12 protein-coding genes are annotated in these 13,982 nt (G+C 34.4%); 3 read left to right on the top strand and 9 right to left on the bottom strand.

The window, feature by feature from the left end; all coding sequences use genetic code 11:
* Positions 1-3 precede the first annotated feature (3 nt).
* Positions 4-1,068 carry an ACR3 family arsenite efflux transporter gene (gene arsB / locus NU08_RS12995; RefSeq protein ID WP_129747623.1) on the top strand — a complete coding sequence of 355 codons (1,065 nt, stop codon included), beginning with the start codon at positions 4-6 and terminating at the stop codon, positions 1,066-1,068.
* Positions 1,069-1,682: 614 nt separating this feature from the next.
* Here arsB and NU08_RS12990 read toward each other — a convergent pair.
* From NU08_RS12990 to NU08_RS12950, 9 genes are all read right to left on the bottom strand, one after another.
* Positions 1,683-2,492: a hypothetical protein gene (locus NU08_RS12990; RefSeq protein WP_129747622.1), complete on the bottom strand. Its 810-nt coding sequence runs from the start codon at positions 2,490-2,492 to the stop codon at positions 1,683-1,685.
* 37 nt (positions 2,493-2,529) lie between these two features.
* Positions 2,530-4,089 carry a DUF1254 domain-containing protein gene (locus NU08_RS12985; RefSeq protein ID WP_129747620.1) on the bottom strand — a complete coding sequence of 520 codons (1,560 nt, stop codon included), beginning with the start codon at positions 4,087-4,089 and terminating at the stop codon, positions 2,530-2,532.
* A 33-nt stretch (positions 4,090-4,122) separates the two neighbouring features.
* Positions 4,123-5,658 carry a DUF1254 domain-containing protein gene (locus tag NU08_RS12980; protein WP_129747618.1) on the bottom strand — a complete coding sequence of 512 codons (1,536 nt, stop codon included), beginning with the start codon at positions 5,656-5,658 and terminating at the stop codon, positions 4,123-4,125.
* Positions 5,659-6,226: 568 nt separating this feature from the next.
* Positions 6,227-6,895, bottom strand: coding sequence for an ankyrin repeat domain-containing protein (locus tag NU08_RS12975; protein WP_129747616.1), 669 nt, complete (start codon positions 6,893-6,895; stop codon positions 6,227-6,229).
* 10 nt (positions 6,896-6,905) lie between these two features.
* A complete protein-coding gene (locus NU08_RS12970) occupies positions 6,906-8,237 on the bottom strand; it encodes an amidohydrolase (protein ID WP_129747614.1) in 1,332 nt (443 codons plus the stop codon).
* A gap of 110 nt (positions 8,238-8,347) precedes the next feature.
* Positions 8,348-9,208: a helix-turn-helix domain-containing protein gene (locus NU08_RS12965; RefSeq protein WP_129747612.1), complete on the bottom strand. Its 861-nt coding sequence runs from the start codon at positions 9,206-9,208 to the stop codon at positions 8,348-8,350.
* A 181-nt stretch (positions 9,209-9,389) separates the two neighbouring features.
* Positions 9,390-10,496, bottom strand: coding sequence for a hypothetical protein (locus NU08_RS12960; protein ID WP_129747610.1), 1,107 nt, complete (start codon positions 10,494-10,496; stop codon positions 9,390-9,392).
* Between the two features lie 48 nt (positions 10,497-10,544).
* Positions 10,545-11,702 (bottom strand): hypothetical protein, encoded by a 1,158-nt coding sequence (locus NU08_RS12955; protein WP_129747608.1) that lies wholly within the window; start codon positions 11,700-11,702, stop codon positions 10,545-10,547.
* A gap of 135 nt (positions 11,703-11,837) precedes the next feature.
* The gene (locus NU08_RS12950; RefSeq protein ID WP_129747606.1) at positions 11,838-12,098 is read right to left on the bottom strand and encodes an FUSC family protein; all 261 of its coding nucleotides are present in this window, start codon (positions 12,096-12,098) and stop codon (positions 11,838-11,840) included.
* 440 nt (positions 12,099-12,538) lie between these two features.
* On the opposite strand from NU08_RS12950, the gene NU08_RS12945 reads away from it, so the two are divergent.
* On the top strand, positions 12,539-13,141 hold the full coding sequence (locus tag NU08_RS12945; protein WP_129747604.1) for a DUF4255 domain-containing protein: 603 nt from the start codon (positions 12,539-12,541) through the stop codon (positions 13,139-13,141).
* The gene (locus NU08_RS12940; RefSeq protein WP_129747602.1) at positions 13,138-13,974 is read left to right on the top strand and encodes a hypothetical protein; all 837 of its coding nucleotides are present in this window, start codon (positions 13,138-13,140) and stop codon (positions 13,972-13,974) included. Before NU08_RS12945 ends, NU08_RS12940 begins: the two co-directional genes overlap by 4 nt.
* Positions 13,975-13,982 lie beyond the last annotated feature (8 nt).

Here is a 13,982-nt window from a genome sequence, read left to right as displayed (position 1 = left end):
AAAATGTCAGCAACTAATTGTGCGCCAGCCATAGGACGTAAAAAATTAAGCTTCCTAGACCGCTTCTTAACCCTTTGGATTTTCCTTGCTATGGCAATAGGCGTTGCAACAGGACACTTTATTCCTTCAAGCGCAGACCTCATCAATTCTTTTTCCAGCGGAACAACAAACGTTCCATTGGCTATAGGACTTATCCTGATGATGTATCCGCCGCTGGCAAAAGTAAAGTATGAGCATATGGGACAAGTTTTTAAAAACACTAAAGTCTTAGGCGCCTCGTTGTTCTTGAACTGGATTATAGGTCCTGTCTTGATGTTTTTATTGGCTCTCCTCTTTCTAAACGGATATCCCGAGTATATGATCGGGGTAATCCTAATTGGTCTGGCGCGCTGTATAGCTATGGTTGTCGTATGGAACGATCTGGCAGACGGAAACCGCGAATATGCTGCAGGACTTATTGCTCTTAACAGTATTTTTCAGGTGCTGCTTTACAGCGTATATGCATACATCTTTATAACCATCCTCCCTCCCTATTTTGGATATGATGGTTTCGAGATAAACATCAGCATTGCGCAGATTGCCGAGAGTGTGGGTATCTATTTAGGTATTCCTTTCGCTCTTGGAATCATAAGCCGTTATAGTTTTATAGCTTTAAAAGGTTCTGAATGGTTTGAAACTAAATATGTGCCGTTTATTTCGCCAATTACCCTTATTTCACTGCTTTTTACAATAATCGTAATGTTCAGCCTGAAAGGGGAACTAATTGTTCAGATTCCGATGGACATTGTACATATTGCAATACCTCTTATGATTTATTTTACTTTGATGTTTGTCATCAGCTTTTTCACTGGGAAATATTTTGGGGCTGACTATTCAAAAGCGACCTCTATTGCATTTACTGCAACAGGGAATAATTTCGAGCTAGCTATTGCGGTGGCAATTGGCGTATTTGGTATAAACAGTGGGCAGGCTTTTGCAGGTGTAATAGGTCCTTTAGTGGAAGTGCCGGCTCTTATTGCATTGGTTAACCTTGCATTTTGGTTTAGAAAAAAATATTATTCAAACTGAGCTTTAAAATAATTTTTCCGTTATTTTTTCTCTTTATCGAAATATAGATAATTTAAAGCTTATACAAATCAGGATGGTCTGCAACTTTTTAGAACACTACTGCCACTGCTTAGAACTTGGTTTAAAGGATTATTTTTTTGCTGATTTACCTCTAAAAAGGAAACCTAAAACAAATACATGCAATATAAATTTCCGAATAACTTTTTTTTAAGCGAAAGTTATAATATTATTTCGGTAAAAATGAGCCTCGAATCAATTCTGGTATCCACATACAAAAATTCTCTCTTTTCAGCCATTAAGACGAGTAGATTCTAAGAGACTATTTGGAATATTTGGAAATTAAATAGTCTGAGTAAGAAAAGTTCAAAGGTAAAATCCCATTCAAAATTCTTAAAAGACATATAATGATCAAGGAATGAATACTATTATCGATTAGACAGTCAAAATCTTAAAATTTCTAGCTACAGTATTTGTGGGAGGAAATTTTTAAGTGAGAAGTAAGAGAATATATTAAAACGGTTTAGATATTACTTATTTAAGGTAAGTGAACTAATTATTCATTCATCTCCAATCAGAATCAATAATACAATCGAAAGAAATTTGGTTTAATGGGATTAAAAAATAACCTGAAACTGAAGAATTGCCTGCCAGTTTCCAATCAAGTCAGGTCGAACTACATTATAGAAAGCTTGAGCACCTGCAGAATAAAAAAGTTTACTTTTTGTTCCAATCTGAAATGTTTTTCCAGGGCCACCGCCAATAGGAACCAACCATTGATTATCGCTTGATGCCAGCCAATTGACCACAACTGTTGCATTGCTTTCGACAAACCATCCTTTAGCAAAATTATAATAAGCAATGTACTGAATACTTCCTGCATTTACTTTGTTATCCTCATTGCCACCAAGCGACCAGTAATTCTGAGCTACGATTCCACCTGAAAATTTATCTCCGGCTAGATATAACAAAGCAGTTGGTCCGATACTTAATTGGTTACTTCCTAAAGCTGGATTTGTTCGTGTAGGAATCTGCATTGCCGGTCCTATCCCCCAGCTGAATTTGCCTTTTTTTTGAATACTTGAAAAATAGCCATTAAACAATATATTTCCCATTCCCCCTTCCTGTGTACCGCCAGGAGTTAAAGGCGGTACACTTTGAAAAGGAATAATGGTATAGGTTATTAATTTTAAATTGCTTCCGAGTTTAAAGGGATAAACTGGTTGTATCGAAAAGGAACTGGCAGTTCCATCTGCAACGGGCAATAAAACTTCCTGCAGAAAAACACTTCGCAAACCACTTACGGGATCTTGTCTTTTTTTGCTCATTTCTTCGATAGAAGTTTTTTCTGGTTCATTCCCTTGGCTGAAAACCGGAAGCCAAAAGAAACTAAATAAAAAGATTAAAATATATGATTTTAAATTCATTGCTTATCATTTTATTAGTCATGTAGGTTTAACCAAACTATTCAAATTTTTCAAAATCGCCCGGCACCCACGAGTTATCCAGTGCTTTTTCGGTTGGGCCATATAAACGTAGAATAGCGAAATAGCCTTTACCCGGAATCGTTTTTAGCCAATTTTTAGTTTTGCCTTCCGGTGCTTTTGGACCAACGTATAAATCAGTAGAGCCGTCTGCATTTTGTACCGGTTTATCTTTTGAACCAAGTGATGGGAAAGGTTGTCCATTAGCATAACCCGAAGCATTTTCCGCTTCGTAAAGTGTTAGCGACCAGAAATTAGCAGCCGGAACATTTGCAGGAAGTGTTACTTTGTATGTTGTAGAAGGATTAAGGTATTTGCCTTCTTTATCGCGGAAACCTACCACATATTTAGCACCTTTACCCGGTGTTTGCGATGCCATTCCAGGACTCCAAGAATAATAATCCGTAAAGAACCATATACGTGTATCAAGATCCATATATCCTCCTTCTTTACGTTTCCAGTCCAACTCTTTCGTAAAAGGCCCAGAAATATTATCGCGAGTAGCGCCAGTCATTGGATTTACCCATTGGCGATCAGGATACATTAAAAACGAACGTCCACTAACTTTGTTGCTCATACCTACTACACGACTCATTCTATAAGCGGCTTTGGCTGCTTTATCAAGAATATCCTTAGTATGCTGATCAGGATTAAAAGGCTGTCCTTTTACTATGCCTAATGAAGCCAACATTCCTAGCCAGTCTGCTGAACCAACGTTTGCAGAATCTTCTGTATCAACAAGATGTTTTAATTGTTCGAATGCTGAAAAATCACGAGCAGGAAGCATATTCGCCTTTACACCCGAAGCATCCGGAAATTTCATTGGCAATGCACTGCTTTCTTTACCTAAAGGATAAATTTTAGATTTCTCTACCAAAGAAACTGCAGGTGTCAAATCTGTAGGTAATTCATAAAAAGAACGAAGGAAAATAAATAGATTATTAGTTTGCGAACGATACACAAAATAACCTGAAGGTACGGTTCCTTTGTAATTTGGTGGCAATATCAAAAATTTACCTCCTTTACCCGCATCTGGACCAAAAAAGCCAAGATCTCCAAAATATTTGCCTCCATCTACTGGAATTGGACGTTGCCAAAAATCCAATAAAATTCCTTGCAACATGGGCGGTGCTTCAAAAACGATTGGTCCATCTTTACCTAGATCAACATAACTCATTGCATAAATAACATCAGAGTTTGGTGTTGTTACTAATGTGTTAGCATCCAATCTTTTTTTCCATATTGGCAAAACATTATAGCCTGCTCCAAAGGTTTTTTCTGAACCTTCTTTCATACTAATTGTATTGATTAAAGGCAAAGCCCAAAGATACGTTTGGCAAGCGCGTTGAAACAATAATTCATCTGCTAGTGTTTTAGCTTGTTCGTCTGTTGGACGATTCTCTTCAAAAGACATATTGGCCAAATCACCAAATTTTGAACTTCCATCTGATGAAGTGGTTTGCGTTTCTGTAGTCTTATTTTCCTTGCAGCCTATAAATAGCGCAATTGACAATACTGCCAATACAATTTTCTTTTTCATAAGGCAACTTTTTAATATTTGCTAAATCATTTATTAAATTTTTGCAATAGCTGGCGGCGTCCATGTTCCTTTTGTAATGCCTTCTTTGCCCCAATATGCGCGGATATATAATGAAAATGTTCCGCTTGGCGATGGAAGCCAATTACTTTCCTTATCAGCTCCAGGAGATGTTGAGCTTACATAAATCGTTAAAGAACCATCTGCATTCTTTTTAAGGCCTTTGTTTTTTGTGCCTAGTGAATATCGGTTTATTTTATTTTTGGAAAATAAATGGTGCTCATTGTACAAAGTCAGCGACCAGAATCCCTGTACAGGAGGTTCTTCTCCCTTTGCAAAAGTTACCGTATAATTATTCTTGCCGTCCAGCTGCGTTTTATCTGAAGCATTATCTGTGTAGAAATACTGAGTCTCATTTGGTCTGTTATCAAACATGTTTGATTTAGCAGTTGCAGCTCTGTTGTAGTAATCATAACTTCCTGAACCTTCCCAGTCTGCACTATAATACGAACGATTCCAACCGTTTCCGGCAGCTACTCCGTTGTTTTTCCAAAGGAAGAAACTATGTATGATACTTTCTTCTGTTTTTTGAGCTGTTTTAACAAGTGCTTCTTTTATGGCTGGATCTGATTTTGCTGCCGCCAATAATTCTTTAAGCTGTGCATACAATTCTTCTTCGCCTTTAAGCGGAGGCAAAATTTCCAATACTTTTCCAAGTTCATTCTCATCAAAAAACTTTTCAGGAACAACCCATTTTGTTTCTTTACCGTCAGAAGCTGGACCTTTTATAGATGGCAGATTTTTATATATAACAGTTTTCATTTTACCATCAAATTCAGCAACAGGATAAGCAACAATCTGATTTATGGTAGCCTGAATGGCTTGTTTGTCTTCTTTTGAGTCATTTTGGAATACTCTCGGGATAATATTGGCTAATGTTGTTGGGCATTTCACAACATCTGTAATTCCTTTAGGTGTTTCACCTTTCCAATTTGGCCCAGTCAACAAATAAAATCCAGCTTTAGTGCCATAAGGTTTTCCCAATTGCCCAAACTGATTTGTTCTATGATCGTACATGGCATATACCCAAAAACGGTCTCCAAAATCTGGAACTTGAACGACTACAGGCTGTGAATCTAAATCGAAAAACCCAAGGCCGTAAACCACATCTTGATTAGGACATGTCACAAATGTTTCATCAGGAGTAATATAATCGTTAAGCATCGCCAATTGTCCCTGAGGAGCTACTGGCAAGACGCCATTTAAATAAGCTGGCTTAGGCGCTTGTGTTATGGCTGTGCGTCGGTTTAGCATATTTATCATAGGCCACGCCCAAACGTATGCAAACTCTCCTAGTTTTTGTGCGTATTCTACGCTCATTTTCTCCTTTTTTGGAAGTACTAGAGAAAAATCACTGCCTGCTTCAGTATTCTTTATTTCTAAAGTAGTCGACACAACCGGTGTTGTTCCCTCTGTTTTAACTGTTTCTTCTTCGGACTTTTTTTTGCATGAAGATGCTATCCCTATCACTACCAAAAATAAAACGACTAATTGTAATGTTTTTTTTTTCATATTACTTTTTTTTTAAAAAACTATCCTTATCCCTTACAGTTTATGTTGAAGTGTAAATTTACAGCTACAAGTTTTATAATCTCAAAAAAAGTGGTTGCAAATTATAATTTGCAACATTAAATACATCAATATATTCAACTTATGCATTAAAAAAATTCTGAAGTGAAAATTTTCGAATTATTCTCGCAACAAATTTATGGTCAACAAATTTATGGTCAACAAATTTTGACAAGGATAACATTGGAATTATTTATTATTTTTAAATAATCAACTCTAATTTATTTTTAGTGAAATGATGAAAGTCAATTAATTCGTTAATTAATAAAACTAAAATTTTCTATTCTTTTAGCATTTATCCCTACGACAGATACAAGCCGCTTGCTAATAAAAAACACAATTAATAATCTTATAACATTGACTTAAAAAAATGCCATTTTATTCAAATCTTGCATAAAACGACTTGACTTTTCTTTCCATAAAAATGCCCCCAAATAGTGTCTAACTTTTTGGGGGCGGTTCAATCTAAAGTTGTCTCTTTTTTATCGCTATACTTAACTTATGAAAACATTTATGATTTTATAATTACCACGATTTCTTTTAATCCTTTATTCTGAGCATGCTGTAGTGGAGTTATTCCGTCATGGTCAGGTATATCCATTCTTGATCCCGCATGTTTTAGGATCTTAACAATCTGTTGGTATTTTAAGCTTCCGTCTCCCAAAACAATAGCTTCCATTAAAGCGGTCCAGCCTAAACTGTTAACATGATCAATCGGAAATTTTTTAGTATTTGCAAGCAGTCTAACCGTTTCTACGTGGCCACGTTCGCATGCCGGTATAAGTGCCGAACCATTGTATCGATTAAAAATATCGAAACGCGCACCATTGTTCAAAAATAGCTGTACGAGTTCAGTCTGACCGCTGGCACCAGCATACAGAAAAGGACTGTCCCTGTTCTCTGCCTGCTGATTCACATCTGCCTTATACTTTACTAAAATCTTTGCCATTTCTGTCTGTTTGCCCATAGTCGCAATCAGCAGTAGAGAATTTTTAGAATTATCAACGGTATTTACATTTTCTCCATTTTCTAAAGCTTTCACAACTCCAGAAATATCGTTCTGATGAACTAACTGAAAGATATCTTTTTGCATAATTTCATCTTTTTCGAAAGCCCAAACTGGCTGATAGAAACCAACAGGCATTATTAGTATTATTAAAAGAACTATATTATTTTTCATAAACAGATAATTAGAAAACAATACTTCCTTTATAAATAAGAGATTTTATCGGCGATATACGAGAAACCGCTTCTGCAGAACAGCTGGCATCAACAAGTACCAGATCGGCATCATCACCTGCTTTTGGCCATTGCTGTACACCTTTGTCATCTAACGGAATAGGTCCTGCTGTAGCCAGTTTTAGCATTCTGGACAATCCAAATTCTGAAACCTGCCCGTATAATTGCGATGCAAGATTCGCTTTCTGTAATACGCTTCCGGTTCCCATAGTACTCCAATAATCTACAATACTGTCATTTCCCGTCATAACATTTACTCCGTGTTTCAATAATGTTGGAATTGGCATAATCATTCCGCCAAAAGGTATTGTAGAAATAATGCCAACTTGCGCAATCGCCAGCTGTTGAGCTATTTCCTCCTGTTTGACTTTGTCTAAAGCAGCAAGAGCAAAGGCATGGCTGACAAAAGTTTTTCCTTTTAAAACTGGATTTTCATTCACTTTAGCAATTAAGTATTCAATAGTATCAATACCAGATTTTCCTGATTCATGCAAGTGAATATCGATTCCTTTATTATTATCCAAAGCAAGCTGAATGGTAGTATCCATCGTTTTCTGAATTGATCCATCAACATTTGTAGGGTCTAAACCTCCTATAAAATCAATATCCATTTTTGCAGCTTCCTTCATATACGGAAGAGAATCTGTATAATATAGTCCATGTTGCGGGAAAGCTACTAATTCTGCTCCAAAACCACTCTTTTTGTTTACCAATGCTTTTTCTAGATTTTTAAGTGAATCTAGTTTAGAAGTAGGTTCAATATTGACGTGGCTTCGAGCAAATCCTGTTCCGTGTGACTGAAGCAATTCAATAAGTTTTTCGGCCTTATATGTAGAGTTTTTAAGCATATCGGGCAATGTTTTTTGCTCCAGTGCAATCATTCCCTTTATTCCTCCAGAACGGCGTACTGCACGCCATTTTTCAGCATATAAAGTCTTGTCCAAATGAATGTGCATGTCTCTAAAAGATGGCAACATTAGCATTCCTTTAGCATCTATTTCTTCTTTACCAGTTCGGTTAGCACTAATTCTCTTTATTTTACCATTTTCAATTTCGACAGAAAAAAGCCCCGTTTTGGTTCCCACGACTTCTTCTCCTTCAAACTCGAAACCAGTCTCCAAACAAACATTTTTCAAAGCATAGGAGTTGCCTAATGTTATTGTTTGATCTTTCTGCAAATGTCTATCTTGTCCTTGCAGTACGGAGGGTATAAATGCAATACCTGTCAAACCTAATCCAGAATTCTTTAGAAAATCTTTACGTGACATACCTCGCTTGTCCATATACTCTTTTATTTAATTAAAGGCTTTCTTTAAGCAAAAAGATAGCAGCTTCAAATGTACAGATTTGCGAACCAGAAAACTTGAGTGATTCCTACGGCAGCTTGAAGAATTTATTTCTTTTTCCGAAATTCGGTTGGTGATATTCCCGTCTGGCTTTTAAAAAAATTAGAAAAATACGCATGATCTACAAAGCCCAACTCAAAAGCAATTTCTTTGACGGATAAATCGGTACTTTCCAGCAGTCTTTTAGCTTCTGTGCCAACACGCTGTTGTATGAGCTGTGTAGCTGAAATTTTAAGATGCTTTTTGCAGAGCACATTTAGGTAATTGGCAGAAATATTTAATTTACCTGCATAAAATGTCACAGATTTCTCATGCTTGAAAAATTCATCTATCAGCATATTAAAAGCAGCTAATCGTGAATTGGACTGATACACTTTAAATTCAGTAAAAGCATATTCTGCCTCTCTGCTGATAACGGAAGCGATAACTGCTGCACGCGCGTTAATCAGATGTGTCATGAAATCCGTCCGTTTCAACTCATTTTTGATCGCATCAAATTCGTAATGAAGCAATTCAAAAGCAGTCTTAGACAATTGTATGACAGGATTATTCTGGTAATTGGTAAAAGAAAATCTAAAATATGGAGCGAATCTTTCAAAAAAAGTTCGTTCAATCATCAACTGATAACCGACTGTTCCTTCCTTGATGTCCCATTTGTGCATCTGTCCTGGAAACAGTACATGAACCTGATAATCGCCAATAGAATAATCTATAGAATCTATTGAATGAACTCCTTCTGCTTTTTCAAATAAACTGATGGTAAAAAAATCATGCGAATGAGGTTTTTCAATTATTCTTTCTCCATGGAGTTCGTTAAACAAAATCTCTTCACTGCCAGCAAATTGGTCATCTCTAAATTCCTTTATACTGATTACTGATACAGAATTATTTCTTTCAGATTTGTGCATAATGAAGGTGCTTTTTTTTAAACTTTTTTATTTAAAGAAGGTCAGTCTCAAAACATGAAACAAATCATGAAATGTATAAAAAATAATTAAACTTAGTTTCTACTCTTATGCTCTTAAAGTATCACTCCTGCTATTTTTCATTGCTTTTTTAATTCAACCATTCCAGAAATGTAACATTAATCTATTTCGTTTTTCTTTCTACGATAAAAACTGACTCTGCATACGCATTTTTTGTGCCATCTGTGAGATTCTTTGCCACGCCATTTATCCAAACTTTTGCTACATATCGATCTAAATCATTTTTTTCATATCCAGCAATGTATATTGTATCATTATGAATCAAAACCGCATTGGCATCTGCATTATTTGTGCCATCTGTAATGTTTGTTGCCTTGCCATTTATCCATAATTTCAGCACGCTTTTTTGGTTAATGCTTTCGTTTCCTACAACATAAACATTGCCTTTTTGGACAAAAACACCAGATGCAATACAATAATTTGTGCCATCAGAGAGATTTTGGACTTTTCCATTTTTCCATAATTTAGCAATATATTTATTGTTTTCAATCTCATAGCCAGCAACATAGACGTTATCATTCTCTACATATACAGAAAGCGCGTAAGCATTATTGAACCCATTTGTAAGACTTCGAGACATTCCGTTTTTCCAAACTTTTGCTACGCTTTTTTTGCCATTATTCTCATCTCCGCAGATGTAGATATTTCCTTTGTCGACATAAAATGAGTTGCCATCTGTATCATTTTTCCCATCTGTAATATTCGAAACTATACCATTTTTCCAAACTTTTACAATGTAATTAGAATCAGCAAACTGTTCTCCTAAAATGTAAATCGTATTATCTTTGACTATTACAGATTGAACATGAGCCGTTTTTTTGCCATCAGTTAGTTTTTGAATTTTTCCATTTTTCCAAAGTGCAGCTACATATTCTTCGCCAGATATAATGGAACCTCCAACATAAACATCATTTTTATGTACAAAAACTGAATTTGCATCCGAATAATTTTCATTTTCTTCTAAGTCGATGTTTTTACCATTTTTCCATAGTTTTGCAACGTGCCTCATGCCTACTTCATCTGCAATTTCTTCTATTGAACTTTCAAATTTACTGTCATTATATTCGTAGCCAGCAACATAAATATCAACCTCATTTGAAGTTTTGTCATTTGCAATTGAAGTTTTGCTTGTCTTACAACTTAAAAAAAGAACTGTCAAGAAAGTGATTGCTATGATTTGACTTAGTTGTTTTATATAGTTTGAATTCATTTCTTCATTTGATTTAAATATTAGCCATTAACTGCAAATACGAGATATCTATTTTACAAACATTCCCGAAAAAAGCAAATTTTCATCAAAAACCAACGATACTTCATACAATCCATTTTTGATAATGATGTAATTTGCAAAGCTCAATTCGCCTTCATTCTTTATTGTTTTTGCAATTGTTCTTTTATCCAGCAATTTTAAGGCTTCGTCAAATTTCATTCCTGCTTTCAGTCTATTTTCAAATGAAATTTTGACCTTTTTCAAATCATTTAGCGAATAACCTTTGATACGATTTGCCTTTTTATTGTGAGGATTTTTTGGATTAGCTGTAAAATAGAAATAAAAATCATGGTATTCGTCCTGATATACAATTTGATTCATTTCTCCCGAACTTCCGTTAATTTCTTCTATTCGTTCAAAATTTTTGCTTGCTGGAGATTTCAAAAAATCCTCTTCGGTTGATTTTCCAGTAGCTAGATTATTTAAGTTCCAATTTTTATCGATTTTTACAACAGGTTTGTTTTTAACATCTTCTGGTTTGGTACTGTTTTTAACTAATCCGTTCATGTATTTTTTGTTATCGCATCCTCCAAAATCAAGTAAACCATTAAAGATATCCCAATAACATGTTTTAGATAAATTTGTGTTGTTTAAAATAATAAGTCTGTCATAATCTGGCGCAAAGAAAATGTATTTGTTTTCTTTTTTTACGTTCCAATATAAACCATTATCGGTATTTGGATTTTTGGTTCCTTTGCCGTATTTCAGTTTTATTTTTTTCAAAATTTCCGATTTTAAACTTGGATCTTCTATTGCTATTCTCACACCGTAAATTTTATCTTCAGCATCAAAACTTCTTAAATTGCTCGTTAATTCATTCTTATTTTTGACAAATTTTAAATCAATATGCGCGCCACCAAATCTAGAAATGCTATCGGTCTTAAGTTTTTCAGAGTTTATTTGAAACATGATTTTTTGTTTACTCAAATCAATTCCTTCAAAAGTATATTCTTGAGATCTTTCTACTTCCGCAAATAAACAAAACGGATATTCGACAGTTTCGATGCCAACAAGCAAGCTGTCGTTAAAATGTACCACATTTACCAATGGCTCATCCAACTTTAATTTTGATAAATCTATTTTTTCTGGTTTTGTACAGGAAATCATAAATGGCAAAATGGCAAGCAGAAATAAATGTGTTTTCATAAATAAGGCATTAAATTCTAAAAATCAATATCAATCAAAATATTCAAGAAACCAAAAATTGCAATCGCATCCAGAACAGCAAAATATAGAAATTAAGTCTGCCATTGCAGTTCTCGAAAGTCCTTTTACCTTCCCTTATTTTGAGTTTCTAAGTTCTAATTCCTTTTGCATTTCTCTGCACAACATTTCATTATTCTTCGAATTTCTAATTATTATATATGCAATTATTAAGGGAAAGAAAGTAAAAAAAACGAAACCTTTTTGGACAACGCTGTAAATGGCAATTCCAATTGTAAATCCAATAATTAAAGCGTCAACTATTTTATTGTTCTTTATTGTTTTTACTTTTTGCAAAAGTTCTTGGTCACTTAATTCTGTAAAGCACTCAGGTTTCATAGCTGAAATTTTATTATTACTGTTAGATTTATTACATAAACTCAATACGCTACAAATTTTCAAAAAAAGATAAAGGAAATTTAAGCAGATATAAATTAGCTACTACTTATTCGATATTCGTAAAGATCTCTTATAAATTCGTTATAATAGCTCGCTTCTAGAATTACATCTTTAACCAATTAAAGATTTTCAACATTATCTCTGTTTAAGTTTTCCTTGTAATCAACAATTAAAACAAAAGCACAACAAACTTAAAACCAGTATATTAACTCTATAAAAAAGGGGGATTTTCCCCTTTTTTGGTACATATGCATTTATCTAATTTAGTCGAATCTTAAAAGCCCCGGTTAGAAGCGTATTTTCTACTACATTCTTTGCCCTATAAATCTTATCTCTTAAAATAAATTTCATTTAATACTTATAATAAATTTTATCAAAAGATGATTTTTGAAGTAATACAAATAATTACAGAACAAGTAAACAGCTATCTCGAAGAAATTGGGTTAGAGAAATCTGTTGTTCCCGAAAATATTGCTTTTTTAGAATCACACAATGATGATATTACTGACGCGTTAAAAAATGCCGTGGCTCTAACGATAATCAATTTAGATGAAGAAGCAACTTTAAAAAACTTCCCAAATCATACAATTGAAAATACCAAAACAATTTATAAAAATAGTGTCGTCAATTTAAATCTCTTTATACTTTTTAGCGCCAACAGAGACAAATATGTGAATTCGCTCAAGGACATTTCAAAAATTATTGAGTTTTTCCAAGGGAAAAAACTTTTTACCCAAGCCAATACTATTTTTAATAGAAACAGCAGCGCCATGAGCAATGTAGACAATTTTAGATTTACGGTTGAACTCTACACTCCCACTTTTGAAGAATTAAATTATATCTGGGGAACACTTGGCGGAAAACAGCTTCCGTCGGCTTTATACAAAGTCAGCATGATCCAAATTGAACGCAACATTGCGCAAGCAGAAGGACAGCTTATTGGTGAATTTACAGGAATAACGAAAAAGAAAGAACAGTCATGAGTTATTCTTCTACATATGGTTTGCTGTTTCAAGTGACGATTCTTCATAATTATTTTTTGAATAATGGAGAAGAGACTTTTGCAAGCATGACAGATGATAAAAAAGAGAAAATGCTACAGCAATTTAGTGCCGATGCATTTATAACAGTAACGCCAACTTTAGATACCAACATTGTACTTAAAAACTACAAAATGGTATTTAAAAAAACCAAAACAGGTTTCGGAGTATATGTGAAAGTGAAAGATGAATCAGACCCTTTTATTAAAGTCCCTGCCGATTTGAACCTAAAGTTTTTAATTAATATTAATGATTATCAATTTGAAAATTATACTAATCTTGATTTTGCTCTTACTCAAGCATATCTTTTCAGTAATGTAAAACCGTTGACTGAACCCGTTTCATTTAAATATCTTCCAAAAATAAACGACAACAAACTGATTTCAAATGCCTATTTAGTGTCTGAAAAAACTACTGCCGACTTACTTTCAACACTGCAGCCTTCAGAACAGCAAAATGTCTTTGGAATTATTTCGCTTACCGCTAAAGGCGACAACAGCTCGGAAGATATCATAGACAATTCGGATAAAATGTTAAGCCCAAACTTTAAAATTCATTTTGATAACCGAAAAACGTTTTGGCGATACATCAACCGTAAATTAAAAACCGAAATTAAAACCAAAACCGCAAAACCATTAACGCGATCTGGTTTTGTGGAAATAGACCCTGTTAACGATTTGGATCCTTCACAACCTGCAGAAAGTCAATATCCAAATCCGTCTGTAAAATCAATAACAAAAATCGATAGTGATTACTATTCAGAAATATTTATTTAATAATTAAA

The sequence above is a fragment of the Flavobacterium anhuiense genome (assembly GCF_004151235.1).
Classification (GTDB): domain Bacteria; phylum Bacteroidota; class Bacteroidia; order Flavobacteriales; family Flavobacteriaceae; genus Flavobacterium; species Flavobacterium anhuiense_A.
This window is presented reverse-complemented; position numbering and strand designations above follow the sequence as displayed.

What these genes read in the sequence shown, in the direction of transcription:
- NU08_RS12980 (WP_129747618.1), bottom strand. Translation starts at nt 5,658, where the DNA reads ATGAAAAAAAAAACATTACAATTAGTCGTTTTATTTTTGGTAGTGATA.
- NU08_RS12940 (WP_129747602.1), top strand. Translation starts at nt 13,138, where the DNA reads ATGAGTTATTCTTCTACATATGGTTTGCTGTTTCAAGTGACGATTCTT.
- NU08_RS12990 (WP_129747622.1), bottom strand. Translation starts at nt 2,492, where the DNA reads ATGAATTTAAAATCATATATTTTAATCTTTTTATTTAGTTTCTTTTGG.
- NU08_RS12955 (WP_129747608.1), bottom strand. Translation starts at nt 11,702, where the DNA reads ATGAAAACACATTTATTTCTGCTTGCCATTTTGCCATTTATGATTTCC.
- NU08_RS12985 (WP_129747620.1), bottom strand. Translation starts at nt 4,089, where the DNA reads ATGAAAAAGAAAATTGTATTGGCAGTATTGTCAATTGCGCTATTTATA.
- NU08_RS12970 (WP_129747614.1), bottom strand. Translation starts at nt 8,237, where the DNA reads ATGGACAAGCGAGGTATGTCACGTAAAGATTTTCTAAAGAATTCTGGA.
- NU08_RS12960 (WP_129747610.1), bottom strand. Translation starts at nt 10,496, where the DNA reads ATGAATTCAAACTATATAAAACAACTAAGTCAAATCATAGCAATCACT.
- NU08_RS12975 (WP_129747616.1), bottom strand. Translation starts at nt 6,895, where the DNA reads ATGAAAAATAATATAGTTCTTTTAATAATACTAATAATGCCTGTTGGT.
- arsB (WP_129747623.1), top strand. Translation starts at nt 4, where the DNA reads ATGTCAGCAACTAATTGTGCGCCAGCCATAGGACGTAAAAAATTAAGC.
- NU08_RS12945 (WP_129747604.1), top strand. Translation starts at nt 12,539, where the DNA reads ATGATTTTTGAAGTAATACAAATAATTACAGAACAAGTAAACAGCTAT.
- NU08_RS12965 (WP_129747612.1), bottom strand. Translation starts at nt 9,208, where the DNA reads ATGCACAAATCTGAAAGAAATAATTCTGTATCAGTAATCAGTATAAAG.
- NU08_RS12950 (WP_129747606.1), bottom strand. Translation starts at nt 12,098, where the DNA reads ATGAAACCTGAGTGCTTTACAGAATTAAGTGACCAAGAACTTTTGCAA.